Source organism: Streptoalloteichus tenebrarius (assembly GCF_024171885.1).
In the GTDB taxonomy this organism is placed as follows: Bacteria; Actinomycetota; Actinomycetes; order Mycobacteriales; family Pseudonocardiaceae; genus Streptoalloteichus; species Streptoalloteichus tenebrarius.
Window position 1 is genome coordinate 118,605 of record NZ_JAMTCP010000008.1, and the last position, 15,966, is coordinate 134,570.

The 15,966-nt window shown below is 75.0% G+C and carries 13 protein-coding genes; 7 read left to right on the forward strand and 6 right to left on the reverse strand.

Features of this window, described 5'->3' with window-relative positions; genetic code table 11:
• Window positions 1-36: 36 nt before the first annotated feature.
• The gene (locus tag LX15_RS10510) at window positions 37-741 is read right to left on the reverse strand and encodes a uridine kinase family protein (protein ID WP_253669331.1); all 705 of its coding nucleotides are present in this window, start codon (window positions 739-741) and stop codon (window positions 37-39) included.
• A 154-nt stretch (window positions 742-895) separates the two neighbouring features.
• On the opposite strand from LX15_RS10510, the gene LX15_RS10515 reads away from it, so the two are divergent.
• Both LX15_RS10515 and LX15_RS10520 read left to right on the forward strand, forming a co-directional pair.
• Window positions 896-2,236, forward strand: a complete 1,341-nt coding sequence (locus LX15_RS10515) for a replication-associated recombination protein A (protein WP_253669413.1) — start codon at window positions 896-898, stop codon at window positions 2,234-2,236.
• A 55-nt stretch (window positions 2,237-2,291) separates the two neighbouring features.
• Window positions 2,292-3,023 (forward strand): DUF899 family protein, encoded by a 732-nt coding sequence (locus LX15_RS10520; RefSeq protein ID WP_253669332.1) that lies wholly within the window; start codon window positions 2,292-2,294, stop codon window positions 3,021-3,023.
• 81 nt (window positions 3,024-3,104) lie between these two features.
• On the opposite strand, the gene LX15_RS10525 is transcribed toward LX15_RS10520, so the two are convergent.
• From LX15_RS10525 to LX15_RS10545, 5 genes are all read right to left on the reverse strand, one after another.
• Window positions 3,105-4,892 (reverse strand): IucA/IucC family protein, encoded by a 1,788-nt coding sequence (locus LX15_RS10525; protein WP_253669333.1) that lies wholly within the window; start codon window positions 4,890-4,892, stop codon window positions 3,105-3,107.
• Window positions 4,889-6,229 carry a lysine N(6)-hydroxylase/L-ornithine N(5)-oxygenase family protein gene (locus LX15_RS10530; RefSeq protein WP_253669334.1) on the reverse strand — a complete coding sequence of 447 codons (1,341 nt, stop codon included), beginning with the start codon at window positions 6,227-6,229 and terminating at the stop codon, window positions 4,889-4,891. The genes LX15_RS10525 and LX15_RS10530 overlap by 4 nt, the downstream gene beginning before the upstream one ends.
• Window positions 6,226-6,861 (reverse strand): GNAT family N-acetyltransferase, encoded by a 636-nt coding sequence (locus LX15_RS10535; RefSeq protein ID WP_253669335.1) that lies wholly within the window; start codon window positions 6,859-6,861, stop codon window positions 6,226-6,228. Before LX15_RS10535 ends, LX15_RS10530 begins: the two co-directional genes overlap by 4 nt.
• A 65-nt stretch (window positions 6,862-6,926) precedes the next feature.
• Window positions 6,927-8,684 (reverse strand): IucA/IucC family protein, encoded by a 1,758-nt coding sequence (locus tag LX15_RS10540; protein ID WP_253669414.1) that lies wholly within the window; start codon window positions 8,682-8,684, stop codon window positions 6,927-6,929.
• A 2-nt stretch (window positions 8,685-8,686) separates the two neighbouring features.
• Complete coding sequence (locus tag LX15_RS10545; protein WP_308213443.1) at window positions 8,687-10,348, reverse strand: pyridoxal phosphate-dependent decarboxylase family protein; 1,662 nt, start codon at window positions 10,346-10,348, stop codon at window positions 8,687-8,689.
• Between the two features lie 296 nt (window positions 10,349-10,644).
• On the opposite strand from LX15_RS10545, the gene LX15_RS10555 reads away from it, so the two are divergent.
• The 5 genes from LX15_RS10555 (at window position 10,645) to mltG (ending at window position 15,951) form a co-directional block, all read left to right on the forward strand.
• Window positions 10,645-11,055 carry a DUF948 domain-containing protein gene (locus LX15_RS10555; protein WP_253669336.1) on the forward strand — a complete coding sequence of 137 codons (411 nt, stop codon included), beginning with the start codon at window positions 10,645-10,647 and terminating at the stop codon, window positions 11,053-11,055.
• Window positions 11,052-11,420, forward strand: coding sequence for a hypothetical protein (locus tag LX15_RS10560; protein ID WP_253669337.1), 369 nt, complete (start codon window positions 11,052-11,054; stop codon window positions 11,418-11,420). Before LX15_RS10555 ends, LX15_RS10560 begins: the two co-directional genes overlap by 4 nt.
• 162 nt (window positions 11,421-11,582) lie before the next feature.
• On the forward strand, window positions 11,583-14,258 hold the full coding sequence (gene alaS, locus LX15_RS10565; RefSeq protein WP_253669338.1) for an alanine--tRNA ligase: 2,676 nt from the start codon (window positions 11,583-11,585) through the stop codon (window positions 14,256-14,258).
• Window positions 14,255-14,740, forward strand: a complete 486-nt coding sequence (gene ruvX, locus LX15_RS10570; RefSeq protein ID WP_253669339.1) for a Holliday junction resolvase RuvX — start codon at window positions 14,255-14,257, stop codon at window positions 14,738-14,740. The genes alaS and ruvX overlap by 4 nt, the downstream gene beginning before the upstream one ends.
• Window positions 14,737-15,951, forward strand: coding sequence for an endolytic transglycosylase MltG (mltG, locus tag LX15_RS10575; RefSeq protein ID WP_253669340.1), 1,215 nt, complete (start codon window positions 14,737-14,739; stop codon window positions 15,949-15,951). Before ruvX ends, mltG begins: the two co-directional genes overlap by 4 nt.
• The last annotated feature ends 15 nt before the right edge of the window (window positions 15,952-15,966 follow it).

Genomic DNA, 15,966 nt, shown 5'->3' on the forward strand with positions numbered 1-15,966 from the left:
TGTGGGGTAACCGAGCGAAGATGAAAAGTCTTCGGATCAGGTGTTCACGAGACGATCACCGATCGGACCAGTGGCGTTCGGCGCGGCCACACCCGCCCCCGCCACCGGCTCCACCAGCGGCGGGGCCGCCAGCTCGGCCCGCAGCGCGGCCATCTCCCGCGCCGCCTCGTGCGCCAGGCAGGCCCGCATGCCGGCACGGAGGCACCGGTCCACGACGTGCCGGTGCTCCCGCCACAGGCGCATCCCCCGCCGCACCAACACCGGGACGGGCTTCCGCGCCTCCGACACGTCCCGCACGAACCGGCGGACGAACGTCACGCTCGCGCGGGGCGCCAGCACCAGCGCGTCGGCCAGCAGGCCGGCCTCCCGGCACCGCCCGACCAGCCGGTCGGCGAACAGCCCCTCGGCGAAGAACACCGGCGCGCCGTCCAGCCGCAGCTCGCGCGTGTCCACCCTGCGGTCGGCGCCGATCTCGTAGACCGGCGCGGCCACGGACCCGTGCGCGCACAGCTCGGCGATGGCCTCGAACGCCTCGTCCACCGCCCACGCGTCCGGGTCGTCCCAGTCGACCCTGCCCTCGGCGTCCCTGGGCAGCAACGGGTCGTCGCCGTCGCGGTAGAAGTCGTCCAGCCGGAGCACGGGCCAGTTGAGGCGGGCGGCGAGGGTGGACTTCCCGGACCCGGAGGGCCCGGCGAGGAGAACGACCTGGGCGGGCCTGGCTTCGACGGCGGGTGACGGCACGGGCAACGAGTGTCGCACGTTCGGGTGAGTCGCCCAAACCCCGGTCGTGTCGGGCGCGGGCGGTAGCGTCGGCGTCGTGGACGACGCGCTGTTCGACGAGGGCCTCTTCGACGTCGGCGGCCCCGGCTCCCGGCAGGAGGCCGCCGCGCCGGTCGTGGGACTGGGCGCGCCCGGTCCGTCCGGCTCGGGGAGCGAGCGGCTGGCGGCGAACGCCCCGCTGGCCGTCCGGATGCGCCCGCGCTCGCTGGACGAGGTGGTCGGGCAGGGGCACCTGCTCGGCCCCGGCGCCCCGCTGCGCCGGCTGGTCGAGGGGGCCGCTCCGGCGTCCGTGCTGCTCTACGGCCCGCCGGGCACCGGGAAGACCACGCTGGCCACCCTGGTCTCCCAGGCCACCGGCCGCCGGTTCGTGGCGTTGTCGGCGCTGACCGCCGGGGTCAAGGAGGTGCGCGGCGTCATCGAGGAGGCGCGCCGCCGGCTGGTCCGCTCCGGCGAGGCCACCGTGCTGTTCATCGACGAGGTCCACCGGTTCTCCCGCACCCAGCAGGACGCCCTGCTCGGCGCGGTGGAGGACCGGGTCGTGCTGCTCGTCGCCGCGACCACCGAGAACCCGTTCTTCTCGGTGGTCTCGCCGCTGCTGTCCCGCTCGCTGGTGTTGCAGCTCCGCCCGCTGACCGACGACGACGTGCGCGCGCTCGTGCGCCGCGCGCTGGCCGACGAGCGGGGGCTGGGCGGCGCGCTCACCCTGGAGCCCGACGCCGAGGACCACCTGGTGCGCCTCGCGGGCGGCGACGCGCGGCGGGCGCTCACCGCGCTGGAGGCCGCCGCCGACGCCGCCGCGTCGACCGAGGCGCGGGTGATCGACCTGCCCACGCTGGAGTCCACTGTGGACAAGGCCGCCGTGCGCTACGACCGCTCCGGCGACCAGCACTACGACGTCACCAGCGCGTTCATCAAGTCCATCCGGGGATCGGACGTCGACGCCGCGCTGCACTACCTGGCCCGCATGATCGAGGCGGGCGAGGACCCGAGGTTCATCGCCCGCCGGTTGATCGTCCACGCCAGCGAGGACGTCGGCATGGCCGACCCGACGGCGTTGCAGACCGCGGTCGCCGCCGCGCAGGCCGTGCAGCTCGTCGGCCTGCCCGAGGGGCGGCTCGCGCTGGCGCAGGCCACGATCCACCTCGCGACCGCGCCCAAGTCCAACGCGGTGATCACCGCGATCGACAGCGCGGCCGCCGACGTCCGCAAGGGCGAGGCCGGCACGGTCCCCCCGCACCTGCGCGACGGCCACTACGCGGGCGCGAACCGGCTGGGCAACGCCCAGGGCTACCGCTACCCGCACAACGTGCCCGAAGGCGTGGTGGCCCAGCAGTACGCGCCGGACGGCCTCGTCGGCCGGGACTACTACCGGCCCACCTCGCGCGGCGCGGAGCGCGTGCTCGCCGACCGCGTGCCCAAGCTGCGGCGGATGGTGCGGGGCGAGGGCTCCTCGTAGGCGGACGGGGCCGTCAGGGCGGTAGCGTCCCCTGGCCGTGGACACAGTGCGCACAGTGCATGCCTCGGCGACCGCGGAGCACCGCGCGGCGCGCGCCGAGCTGGCGGCGGCCGAACGCCAGCTCCGCGCCGCCGCCGAGCGGGTCGCGGCCCTGCGCCGGTCCCTCCCGCCGGGACCCGAGGTCGACCCGGCCACGCCGCTGACGACGGCCAGCGGCAAGCCGGTCACGCTGGGCGGCCTGTTCGGCCCGCACCGGACGCTGCTGACCTACGGGATGCGGTTCGACGAGGGGTGGGACGAGCCCTGCCCGACCTGCGCGATGTGGGTCGACGGCCTGGACGGCGTCGCGCCGCACCTGGCCGAGCGCGCCGGGGTCGCGGTGCTGGCCCCGGCCAGCCCCGGCCAGCTCGCCGCCGTCGCGGCGCGTCGTGCGTGGACGTGGGTCCCCGTGGCCTCCACCCAGCCCGGCGACCTCCTGGACCGGCTCGGGGCGCGCGACGAGGACGGCCGGCCGACGGCGGTGTTGTCGGTCTTCCACTGGGGTGAGGACGGTCGGGTGCGCCTGCACTGGCAGGGGCCGGCCGGTGAGGTGGGCTCCGCGAGCCGCGAGGCCGGGGCCACCGGAGAGGCTGACGGGGAGCCGGCCGGGGAGCCGGCCGGGGAGCCCGACGGGGAGATCGACCTCGTGCGGTCGCTGTGCGCGGCGTGGGGCCTGCTCGACCTGCTGCCGGAGGGGCCGGGCGACTGGCGCCCGACGCGGCGGGACCGCCCGGCGCCGCGCCGCTGACACCCCGCTCGCCCGCTGTCGCGCCGCCCACCGGGCGCCCGGCGTCCCCGAGCGTGGGGGGCGCCGGGCCGGCGGCGGTGGTCACCAGCCGTCGGGCGGCGGCAGCGTGGCGACGCGGTGCAGCGGATTGGGGATCTCTCCCCGGGGTTGGATCGCGTGGCGGTGCGGCAGCTCCGCGTACCCGGTCTGGAGGAGGCGGTCGCCGTTGAGCGGGTAGCGGGCGAAGGTGGGGGAGAGCAGGTCGCCCTCCGCCATCCGGTCGGCCAGGTCCGGGTGACGGCGGCGGTAGGACTCCACCTCGCCGCGCACCAGCCCCCACAGCCGCTCCTCCCGCAGCCCGTGGTGCTCGGCCAGCAGCACCGCCAGCGGGCGGAGCACGCCCACGAGCAGGGCGTCCACCAGGTACTGCCGGAGCACGCGCCAGGGCTTGCGGGGCAGGACGCGGTCGTGCGAGTCCGGTTCGGGGCCGCGCTCGGGCACCGGTTCCGCCGACACGTTGACGTCGTCGACGAGGTCCTTGAGGACCGCCCTGCGGGGCAGCCCGTCGGGGCCGACGATCACGAGCACGTTCTCGCCGTGCGGGTTCACCGTGATCCCGTAGCGGTACAGGACGTGCAGCAACGGTCGGAGCAGCGCCCGCAGCAGCGCCGCGAGCCACGCCTCGGCGTCGCCGCCGGCCCGCGCGACGTACTCGCCGACCAGGGGCCGGCCGTCCGGGTCGACGTGCAGGACGGCCGCCAGCGGCCACGCCCGCTCGCCGGGGGCCAGCGCCGGCTCCACCGGCTCGCGCCAGACGCAGCCCAGCGTCTCCAGCCAGGTGTACGGGACACCGTCCACTGAGGACAGAAACGGGTGGCGCACCGTCACCGAGGCCACCTCGCCGAGCAACACCGTCCCCCACTCCGCGAGCAGCTTGTCCGCTCGCCAGAGCCCGCGCAGCCACTGCGTGACCACCGGGGCCGCCAGCGTGCAGTGCGGGGGGATTCCCCGCCACACCGCGGTGTTGAGGACGCGCAGCGGCAGCTTGACCTGGAACCGGCCTGGATCGTCCACATTGGACATCGTGCGCACGGACTGCGTCGGCAGGTACCGGTCGGGGGCCTCGCCCAGCTCCACGATCCGGTCCGTGGCCAGCTCGGGCGCCCACAGCGTGCGGACCACGTGGTCGACCTGCCAGGGGTGCGCGGGCAGCCAGACGTAGGCGTCCGGGTCCAGACCGCGGCCCCGCAGCAGCTCCTCGAACGCGTGGACGGTCTCCGGGGCCAGCTCCCGGTCCCGCACGCCCCGCTCCGACAGCTCGGGCGTGCCCCGGAACTCGGCCAGTCCCCGGTGCACGGCCAGCCACGGCAGGCGCAGCGGCCGTCGGGACTCCGGGGCGTAGGCAGCGAGGTCTTCGGCCGAGAACCCCACCCTGCCCTTGTTGGCCACCAGCCACGGGTGCCCGGTGAGGTGGCCCTCCAACTCCGCGTGCCCGAACTCGGCCAGCTCGGCGGCCGGCCGCGCGGTGGCCGCCATGGCCACGTCGGCGGTGAGGGTGGCGGTCACCTCGTTCAGGTAACCGGCGAGCGTGGCCGGCGCGATCCCGACGGCGGGGGCCGCGTCGACCAGGAACTGCCGCACGTCCTCGGCGACCTGGCCGACGTCGTCGCCGAGGATGCCCGTCGCGGTCCGCCGCGCCGACCCCGGCTCCACGAGCCAGCCGCCGAAGGCGGTGCGACGCGCCAGGAAGGTGTAGGTGGCCCCCGGGAGGCGCAGCGCGTGGCGGTCGCCGCCGAGGGGTTCGGGGTCGAGCATCGCCTCGAAGGCCAGCTCGCCGATCGTCTTGGCCAGCAACGCCCGGCTGGCGCGCCGCCACGGGTCGTCGGTCACCGGACACCTCCCGGGGCGGCGAAGGTCGTGAACGCGGTCCGCTTCGGCAGCCGGTAGACCTCCCTGCTGGTCACGGCGTTGAGGATCGTGGCGTTGCGCACCGCGGCGATGTCCAGGTTCGGCGAGGACACGCCGTGGCTGTGCAGCTCCGCGTTGGCCACGAACACCCGGCAGCCGCCGACCTCGTCGGCCAGCTCGAGCGAGTGGTCCAGGCGGACCACCGGCCGTCCCCGGTCGTCCCGCCGGACCAGGTGCTCCACCGGGGCGAGGAACGCCGGCCGGCGCGGCGCGTAGCCCGTGGCCGCGACGACGAGGTCGGTGGGGTGCTCGAAGACGCGTCCGGTGTCCCGGTGCCGGCAGGTGAGCACCGGGCGACCACGCGCGTCGGTCCCCGAGGACTCCACGGCGACCCCGCACCGCAGCTCCACGTCGGCCAGGCCGTGCTCCAGCTCCCTGCGGTAGAGCAGCTCGTGGATCTCGTCCAACGTCGTCGTCGAGATCCCCTTGTAGAACTGCCACTGCTCGGCGGTGAGCTGGTCCCTGCGCTCCTGCGGCAACGCGTGGAAGTACCGCATGTACGCCGGCGTGGTCATCTCCAGCACCAGCTTGGTGTAGTCGAGCGGGGCGAACGACGGCGTCCTGGTCAGCCAGGTCACCGAGGGGCCGCCGGCCAGGTTGCGGCGCAGCAGGTCCACCACGACCTCCGCACCGGACTGGCCGGAGCCGACGACCGTGACATGCCCTGCTTTGTCCACATCGGACAGACGGTGCAGGTAGTCCGCCGTGTGCGTCAGGCGTTCGCCCGGCACGCCGGCCAGCGCGGGTGGCACGAACGGCTCGGTGCCCACGCCGAGCACGAGGTCGGCGGCCAGCATCCGCAGCCGCGCGCCGTCGCCCCTGACCACGTGGACGGCGAACCGCCGGGCCTCGGGGCACCACCGCACGCCCTCCACACGGTGCGAGAACCGCACGGACGGCAGCCGGGCCGCCGCCCACCGCAGGTAGTCCTCGTACTCCCTGCGGCTGGGGTGGAAGTCCTGGCGGATCGTGAACGGGTACAGCCGGTCCTGGTCGTGCAGGTAGGACAGGAACGACAGCGGGTGCGTCGGCGCGACCAGGGTGACCAGGTCGGCCAGGAAGTTCACCTGGAGCGCGGCGTCGTCGAACATCATGCCGGGGTGCCAGCGCAGCTCGGGCCGCGCCTCCAGCACCACGAGGTCAAGGTCGTCCACTGTGGACGCCAGTGCGGCGAGCCCGAGGTTGCACGGGCCGCAGCCCACGGCCACCACGTCGTGGACGGACGTCGGGACGGTGTCGCTCGCGGTTCGGGTGCTCAACGGGGCAGGTCCTCCTCGGTGCGCGGGTGCACGAGCAGCTCGGCGGTCTTGTCCGGCAGGCGGACCACGCCGCCGGCGACGAAGCCCGCCGCCAGGAAGGCGCGGATCGACGGGCCGTTGCCCACGTCGGGCTCGGCCACCACGCGGCGGCACGCCGGGTCGGCGTCCAGCAGGCCGCGGGCCACGGCGCGCAGCAGCGCGCGGCCCAGCCCCCGGCCGGTCCGCCCCAGCTCGCCCACGGCCACGTGCACGCCGATGTCGTGCGGGTGGTGCGGGTAGTGCCCGGCGAGCCGGTCCCTGACCACCCGGTACACCTCCAGGTAGGCCACCGGCTCCCCGTCCAGCGCGACCAGGCACGGCAGGGAGTGGTCGCCGGCGCGTTGCGCGGCCAGCTCCTCGGCCCACCGCCCGCGCGGCCACGCCTGCCGCCAGAACGCGGCCACGTGCGGGGCCCTCATCCAGCGGTGCACCAGCTCCAGGTCGGGTCCGTCGGGGCGCGCCGGCCACACCGTCCACGGCGGGCCGAGCACCGGGAGCGGCGGCGCGGGCGGGACCGGCCCCCGCGCCGGTCGCCGCATGTCCACTATGGACTCCACTGTGCACTCCACTGTGGACTTCACTGCGGATTCCACTGTGGACTCCAGTGTGGTCCCCGACGCGGTTCTCGACGCGCTTCCCGAGAGGGGCTCCGAGAAGGTCACGCGGCCACCTCCCGGAGCGGGTTGGGCGTGGTGAGGTAGACCGACTGGGCGGTCACCGGCGCGAGCACCTCGTCGATGCCGCGCAGCCGGGTCAGCAGGTTCGCCTTGCACGGCAGCGCGTCCGCCTCCAGCCAGCGCCGGGCCAGCCGGTCGCCGTCCGGTCCGGCGGCCGCCAACGCCGGCAGCGCCGCGCGCAGCCGCTCGGCCACCACCGCGAGCAGCTCGCGCTCGTCCGCGAGCCCGTCGACGCCCAGACACCCCACGACCGCCAGCGCCTGGTTGCGCAGCAGGTAGTAGGACAGCCGATCGTCGACGATCGGGTCGGCGACGGCCTCCAGGGTCGTCGAGTCCCCGCCGAGCAGGTCCAGCACCCGGGGCAGGTGCGACTCCGCCAGGTAGTAGCCCTGGTTGTCCCGGTACGCCCCACCGGCCACGGACCCGTCGGGGGCCAACCGAACCAGCGTGTTCTGCTGGTGGGCCTCCAGCCCGATCCCGGTGGCCGCGTACAGGTGCAGCATGGGCACCAGCACGCGGTCGACGTAGTCGGCCACCCACCGCGCCGCCCCGCCGCTGCCCATCCCGGTCACGAGCTGTCCGAGCCGGCTCCGCCCGACCCCCGGTCGCGGGGCGACGAGCCCGGCCAGGCAGCGCAGGTCGGTGACGCCGCCCGGCACCTCCCGCACCGCCACGTCCAGCCCGGTCACCTCCGGGCCCTCCGGCCGGCCCGGCTCGTCCACCGCCAGCCACGCGGGGTCCCGCACGATGGAGAAGCCCGGGTGCGCGCGCAGCGTGCCCGCCGCGTATCCGGCGTCCAACAGCCGGTTGACCTCCAGACCCCGCCGCAGCTCCTTCCTGGTCGCCTCGCGACGCGAGTTGGTGATCCGCAGCCCCAGCGAGAGCTTCAGCATCACCGGCGCGTCCGGCCGGTAGACGGTCCGCAGGCTCGACGTGGCCCACCAGCGAGGGCCCGCCGGCCCGAGGGGCTCCACCAGACCGGCCTCGACCAGCGCGGCGATCCGGGGCCGCATGATCAGGTCCCTTGCCTGCCACGGGTGGGCTGGCACCAGCACCCTGCCGTCCGCGCGCAACCCGGACAGGTCCGCCAACAGGGTGGCGCAGTCCCGGCCGCCCAACGCCGGCGCGCCCGCCACGGCGTCCTGCGACACGACGGCCGGGTCGGCGGCGAACCAGAAGAGCGGGAACGCGGCGCGCGTCTCCGGGGAGAAGCCGGCGGACTCCGCGACGGGAACCCCGTCCCGGCTCTTCGGGGCCGGGTGGTGCAGGTGCCCCAGCACCAACGCCTGCTCGGCGTCCAGGAACCCGTCCACCTCCGGGGGAGGGGCCGGGCGGTCCGCGCGGTACGCGAGGAACGCCGTCACCTGGCGCACCGAGTCGACGACCCGGGAGACCAGGTCGGTGATCTCGGCGGTGTCGACGCCGCCCGCCATGGCGCCGGCCTCGCCGGCCAGGAGGGTGGCGACCATGACCGGGTCCGCCGGGTTCGGCTCGTGCGGTCCGCCGTGCGGGAGGGCCAGGGACACCGGCCCGAACCGGTGCCACCCGGTGGGCGAGGCGTGCCGCACCTCCGTCACCACCGCCCGGCCCGTCGCCGGCAGCTCGATCCGCAGCGGACCCTCCGTGACCGGGGTGTTGGTCTCCCGGAGCCAGCACCGCAACAGCGCCTCCAGGTGGGCGTGTTCGGCCGCCTCGCGCGCCGGCAGTTCGTGCAGCAGGTCAGTCGTGCGGGCCAGCATGGTCACGCGGCCCCCTCCTCGGTCGTCAGGGCGGAGGTCGGGTCAGGGGTCGTCAGGGCGGCGTCGGTGGCATCGCTGACGGGTTCCGGCATGGCGCGATCCCTCCTCGGTCGGCCGGCGCGTCCGGCCACGCACGCGCGGGCGGCGTCGAGCACCGCGTCGACGAGGGCGTCCACGTCCTCGCGCGTCGCGGTCGGGTTGAGCAGGGTGAACTTCAGACAGACCCGACGCGGTGACCCCGGGCCGGCCAGCCGCACGGCGGTGCGGCCGACCAGGGCGTGGCCCTCCTCGGCGAGACGCCGCCGCAGGCCGGCGTTGACATCGTCGTCCCACGCGGGGTCGGGCGCGCGGTAGCGGAAGACCACGGTGGTCAGCTCGGCCGGGCCGACCAGCTCCAGCTCCGGCTCGGCGGCGATCCGCCGCTGCGCGTGCCCGGCCAGGGCGTGACAGGCGTCGACCATCCGGCCCAACCCGTGCCGGCCGTGCGCCAGCAACGTCGCCGCGATCTTCACCGCGTCCGGCCGGCGGGTGGTCTGGAGGCTGCGGCCGAGCAACCCGTCGTAGCCGGCGAGGCTGTCGTCGGCGGGGTTGAGGTAGGCGACCTCGCGGTCCAGCGCGGCGAACGCGGACGCGTCGGCGGTCAGCAGCGCGCTGGCCGCCGCCGGCTGCCACCCCAGCTTGTGCAGGTCCACCGTGACCGAGTCGGCCAGCTCCAGCCCGGCCAGCCGCGGCGCGAGCCGCTCGGAGAACAGGGCGCCGAAGCCGTAGGCGGCGTCGACGTGCAGCCAGACGCCGTGCTCGGCCGCCACCTCGGCGAGCTGGGGGAGCGGGTCGACCACGCCGAAGTCCGTGCTGCCCGCGGTCGCGACGATCGCGAGTGGGGTGTGCCCCGCGCCGAGGCGGCGAAGCCGCGCCGCCACCACGTCGACCCGCATGCGCCGCCGGTGGTCGACGGGCACCGGGCGCACCGCGCACTCGCCGAGGCCCAGCGCCGCGCACGCCCGGTGCACCGAGAAGTGCGCCAGCTCGGAGCAGAGGACCACCGGCCCGGGCAGCGCGGCCACCCCGTCCCGGCGGACGTCCATGCCCAGCCGGGTGGCGGCGGCGTCCCTGGCCAGCAGCAGGGCGAGCAGGTTGGACAGCGACCCGCCGGGCGTGAGCACGCCGTCAGCCCGGTCCCCGAGGCCGGCCAGCCCGGCCAGCGCGCCCACCACCCACCGCTCCACGGCCAGGGTGGCCGGGCCGGAGTCGTAGGTGTCCAGGGAGGAGTTGCCCGCGCTGGCCAGCGCGTCGGCGGCCACCGCCACCGCCAGCGGCGGGGGTTGCAGGTGCGCGGCGGCGAGGGGGTGCGCCAGGTCGACGCCGTGGCCGACCAGCACCCGGGCCAGCCGGTGCAGCGCGGCGTCCTCGCCGACGCCGACCAGGGGCAGGACGGCGGGGCCGAGGGCGTCGGCGGCGGACCGGAGCACGTCGGCGGGGGCGCCGACCGGCAGCGGGCCGCCGGACCGGGGCGCCGCCAGCGCCGCGCCCACGGCCGAGGCCAACGCCGTGGAGGTGGCGAGCAGGCCGTCGGGGGAGCCGGCCAGCAGGTCGGGGGCGAACCGGGGAAGGGGGTCGGGGGAGAGACGGGCGGGGGTCGTCGGGTGGGGGGTGGTGTGGGTCACCGCACCTCCGGCGGGGGACGAACGGAGCAGCCTGAGTTGACTTAGGTAAGCCTTACCTCAGTGACTGCGGTGACACCTGTCAAGGGGGAAACGCGTGAGGGCGGGCGTACGTCACGCGATCAGGGCGGCGCGGTAGCCTGACCCGCGATCACGGCAGACGCCTCGCGTCGGCCGGCGTGGCGCCGCCGGCGCGGGCCGGTTGGGCGAGCGCGCGACAATGCAACGCAACGCAAACGGACACCGACGGACCGGTGGGCCCACCATCGGCCGTCCAGGCTGACAACTCAGGAGGGCACGTGTCGCCAGGGCAGATCGCGGCGCTCATCGCAGCGGGCGCCTTCGTGCTGCTGGTGCTGCTGCTGGCGATCCCGCTGGTCAAGCTGGGGCGCGCCCTCGACGAGGCGACCATCGCCATCCGCAAGGCGCACGAGAACAGCACCCCGCTGTTCGTCGAGGCCAACACCACGTTGAACCACGTCAACACCCAGCTTGAGCGGGTCGACGGCATCACCGCGAACGCGCGCGCCGTCACCGGCAACGTCTCCGCGCTGACCTCGCTGTTCACCGCCACCCTCGGCGGCCCGCTCGTCAAGGCCGCCGCCCTGTCCTACGGGGTGAGCAAGGCCCTGCGCGCCCGGCGCGCCAAGAAGGGCGGCGACGCCGACGCGGGCCGCCGCTCCCGTCGCGCTCGGGGAGGTCGCAAGTGAGCCGTCTGTTCTGGTTCGCCCTCGGCGCGGCCGCGGGCGTCATGGTCACCAGGAAGGCGACCGAGACCGCGCGCCAGGCCACCCCGGCCGGCATCGCGGCCAACGTCTCGGACGCGCTCCGCGAGCTGGCCGGCGCGGTCGGCTCCTTCGGCGCCGAGGTGCGCGCCGGCATGTCGGAGCGGGAGCGGGAGCTGCACACCGTCGTGGAGCGGCGCACCGGCGGCCCCGCCGGCGCCGTCGAGGGTGGCTGGACCCCGCCCGCCGCGCTGCCCTGGGCGGGCAGCGACCTCGGGCAGGACCGGACCGCGCGGCGCTCGCCGGCCCGCCGGTCCCCCGGCGCGCGAGCGCGCCGGGCGGGAGGCTGATCCCGCTCCCCCCAGGGCGTCGCCACCGCCGCCCGGCGGTGGCCGCCCCCGATGAGCACCCGCGCCCCGCGCGGCGCCTCCCGCCGCCCCCGCCCGCCACAGCCACCGCTGACGTCGGCGGGAGAGGTACCGTCGACGCAGCCCACCACGAGGAACACCACCGTGCAGACCCACGAGATCCGCAAGCGCTTCCTTGAGCACTTCGAGCGCAACGGCCACACCGTCGTGCCGAGCGCGTCGCTCATCCTGGACGACCCGAACCTGCTGTTCGTCAACGCCGGGATGGTGCAGTTCAAGCCGTACTTCCTCGGCGAGGCCCCCGCGCCCTACCGGCGCGCGACCAGCATCCAGAAGTGTGTCCGCACCGGCGACATCGACAACGTCGGCCTCACCACGCGGCACAACACGTTCTTCCAGATGGCCGGCAACTTCTCGTTCGGCGACTACTTCAAGGAAGGCGCCATCGAGCTGGCCTGGGAGCTGGTGACCAAGAGCCAGGACGAGGGCGGCTACGGCTTCTCCCCCGACCGCATCTGGGTCACCGTCTACCAGGACGACGACGAGGCCATCGCCCTGTGGAAGAAGGTCGCCGGCCTGCCCGAGGAGCGCATCCAGCGCCGGGGCGGCGAGGACAACTACTGGGACATGGGCGTGCCCGGCCCCGGCGGCCCCTGCTCCGAGATCTACTTCGACCGCGGCCCCGAGTACGGCCGCGACGGCGGACCCGTCGTCGACGAGGACCGGTACCTGGAGATCTGGAACCTCGTCTTCATGCAGGACGAGCGCGGCGAGCTGAGCCCGAAGAAGGGCCACCCGCCGATCGGCGAGCTGCCCACCAAGAACATCGACACCGGCATGGGCATGGAGCGGGTCGCCTACCTGCTCCAGGGCGTGGACAACGTCTACGAGACCGACCTGGTCCGCCCGGTGATCGCCAGGGCCGAGGAGCTGACCGGCCGCCGGTACGGCGCCAACCCCGAGGACGACGTCCGGTTCCGGGTCATCGCCGACCACGCCCGCAGCGGCGTCATGCTCGTGGGTGACGGCGTCACCCCGGGCAACGAGGCGCGCGGCTACGTGCTGCGCCGGCTGCTGCGCCGCATCGTGCGCTCGGCCCGCCTGCTCGGCACCACCGAGCCGGTCCTCGGCACGTTCGCCGAGGTGGTGCGGGACGCGATGGGCCCGGCCTACCCCGAGCTGGTGACGGACTTCGAGCGCATCCACCGGGTGGTCACCGCCGAGGAGAACACCTTCCTCCAGACCCTGAGCACCGGCACGAAGATCTTCGACATGGCGGTGGCCGAGACGAGGTCGGCCGGGCGCAGCCTGCTCACCGGCGACAAGGCGTTCCAGCTCCACGACACCTACGGCTTCCCCATCGACCTGACGCTGGAGATGGCCGCCGAGCAGGGGCTGACCGTCGACGAGGACGGCTTCCGCAAGCTCATGGCCGAGCAGCGGGCCAGGGCCAAGGCCGACGCCGCCGCCCGCAAGACCGGCCACGGCGACAAGACCGTCTACCGCGAGCTGCTGGAGCTGGGCGCCACCGAGTTCACCGGCTACCACGAGCTGGCCAGCGAGGCGACCGTGCGCGGCCTGGTCCGCGACGGCCAGCGGGTCCGCTCCGCCGGCGAGGGCGAGATCGTCGAGCTGGTGCTCGACCGCACCCCGCTCTACGCCGAGTCCGGCGGCCAGGAGAGCGACGCGGGCACGATCACCTCGCCCAACGCCGAGCTGGAGGTGCTCGACGTCCAGAAGGTGGCCCGCAAGCTGTGGGTCCACCAGGTGCGGGTGCGCAACGGCGAGATCGCCGAGGGCCAGCACGTGATCGCCCAGGTCGACCAGGAGTGGCGGGTCGGCGCGCGGCAGGCGCACTCCGGCACCCACGTGGTGCACGCGGCGCTGCGCGAGGTGCTCGGTCCGTCCGCCCTCCAGAGCGGCTCGTACAACAAGCCGGGCTACCTGCGGCTGGACTTCGCGTGGACCTCGGCGCTGTCGCCGGAGACCCGCAGCGAGATCGAGGAGGTCTCCAACCTCGCGGTGCGGCGCGACCTGCCCGTGCGGGTCCTGTACACCTCGCTGCCGGAGGCCCAGCAGATGGGCGCCCTGGCGCTGTTCGGCGAGACCTACGACGAGACCGTCCGCGTCGTCGAGATCGGCGGGCCCTGGTCGCGCGAGCTGTGCGGCGGCACGCACGTCGACCACTCCTCGCAGATCGGCCCGGTGATGCTGCTCGGCGAGTCCTCGGTCGGCTCCGGGGTGCGGCGCCTGGAGGCCTACGTCGGCATCGAGGCGTTCCGCTACCTGGCCAGGGAGCGGGCGCTGGTGCAGAACATCGCCGGGATGCTCAAGGTGCCGAACGAGGAGTTGCCCGGCCGGATCGAGAGCCTGGTCGAGCGGCTGCGCGCCGCCGAGAAGGAGCTGGAGCGGCTGCGCGCCGCCCAGTTGCTGTCCTCGGTCGGCCAGCTCGCCGACACGGCCCAGGACGTGCGGGGCACCGCGCTCGTCGCGGCCGCCCTCCCGGACGGCGTCGGCGGCAACGACCTGCGCCAGGTCGCCACGGAGGTGCGCAACCGGCTGGGCGGCAAGCCCGGCGTGGTCGCGCTGTTCTCCGCCGACCAGGCCGCCGGCAAGGTGAACTTCGTCGTCGCCACCACCCCCGCCGCGCGGGAGGCCGGGCTGGCCGCCGGCAAGCTGGTGCCCGCCTTCGCCGCCGAGCTCGGCGGCCGGGGCGGCGGCAAGCCGGACATGGCCCAGGGCGGGGGCACCAACCCCGCCGGCGTGCCGGCCGCCATCGCCGCGCTGCGGGCCGCCCTCGAGGGGGTGGCCGGGGCGTGAGCCGTCCCGGGCCGGGCCGCCAGCCCGACCGCCCGGGGACGGACGACCCCGGGCCGGGCCGGCGGCTCGGCGTGGACGTCGGCGCGGTACGCGTCGGGGTGGCGCTGAGCGATCCGGCCCCGCTGCTGGCCAGTCCCCTCGTTACCCTGGCCAGGGACGCGGCCGCCGGCGCCGACCTCGACGCGTTGGCCGCGCTCGTGGCCGAGCACGAGGTGGTCGAGGTGGTGGTGGGCTTGCCGAGGACGCTGGCCGGCCGGCACGGCCCCGCGGCCGAGGCCGCGGTGGACTACGCCGAGGCCCTCGCCACCAGGATCGCCCCGGTGCCCGTGCGGCTGGCCGACGAGCGGCTGACGACCGTGACCGCGTCCCGGATGTTGTCCCAGCGCGGGGTCAGGGGCCGTCGGCAGCGGGCGGTCGTGGACCAGGCCGCCGCGGTGGAGATCCTCCAGTCCTGGCTGGACGCGCGGAAGGGCGCTTCGTGACCGACGACCTCGGCCTGTTCACCGACACCTCCTCGGACGACGCCGGCTCGGGCGGGGGCGACGACGCGCCGTCGAGGCGCCGCGGGGGCAAGCGGCGCCGGCTCACGACGATCGCGTTCGTCGTCGCCGGCCTGCTGATCATCGGTGGCGGCGGCTGGTACGCGATGTCGTTGTTCGGCGGCCTCGGCGGGTACGAGGACTACGAGGGCTCCGGCGAGCAGGACGTCGTGGTCAAGGTCGAGCAGGGCGACCTGCTCGCCAAGATCGGCAGCCGGCTGAACCAGCAGGGCGTCGTCGCCAGCGTGAAGGCGTTCACCAGGGCCGCGGACAAGAACAGCAAGGCCAGCGCCGTGCAGGCCGGGTACTACGTCCTGAAGACGAAGATGTCCGGCGAGGCCGCCGTGGCCCGGCTGGTCGACCCCAAGTCCAGGGTCGGCTCCTTCGAGGTGCGGGGCGGCCAGCAGCTCGACGACACCACCGACAACGCCGGCAAGATCTACGAGGGGATCTTCACCAAGATCTCCAAGGCGAGCTGCGCGACCCTGAACGGCAAGGACACCTGCGTCCCCGCCGACCAGCTCAAGGCCACGGCGGAGCAGACCGACCCCTCGGCGCTGGGCGTGCCGAGCTGGGCCGTGCCGAACGTGGCCAGGGCCGAGCCGAGGCGCCGGCTGGAGGGCCTGATCGTCCCCGGCACCTACGACGTCCGGCCCGGCTCCGACGCCGAGGAGCTGCTGCGCGAGGTGCTCCGGTCCTCCGCGCTGCGGTTGCAGGCCGCCGGGATGCCGGACAACACGGCCGACACCGGGTTCAGCCCGTACGAGATCCTGGTGATGGCGTCGCTGATCGAGCGCGAGGCGATCACCAAGGACTTCGGCAAGATCTCCAGGGTCATCTACAACCGCCTCGCCGTGAACCACAAGCTCGAGTTCGACTCGACCGTGAACTACCTGCTGTACAAGCAGCACATCACCACCGACGGCAACGCGCGGTCCGACCCCAGCCCGTACAACACCTACGTCTCCAAGGGCCTGCCCCCGACCCCCATCTCCGCGCCGAGCAAGCAGGCGATCGAGGCGGCGGTCAAGCCGGAGGCCGGCAAGTGGTTCTACTTCGTGGCCTGCGAGAAGGACGGCACGAGCTGCTTCTCCGAGACCTACCCGGAGCAGCAGGAGAACGAGCGCAGGGCCAGGGCGAACGGGGTGTACTGAGCCGGGGGACGGGCA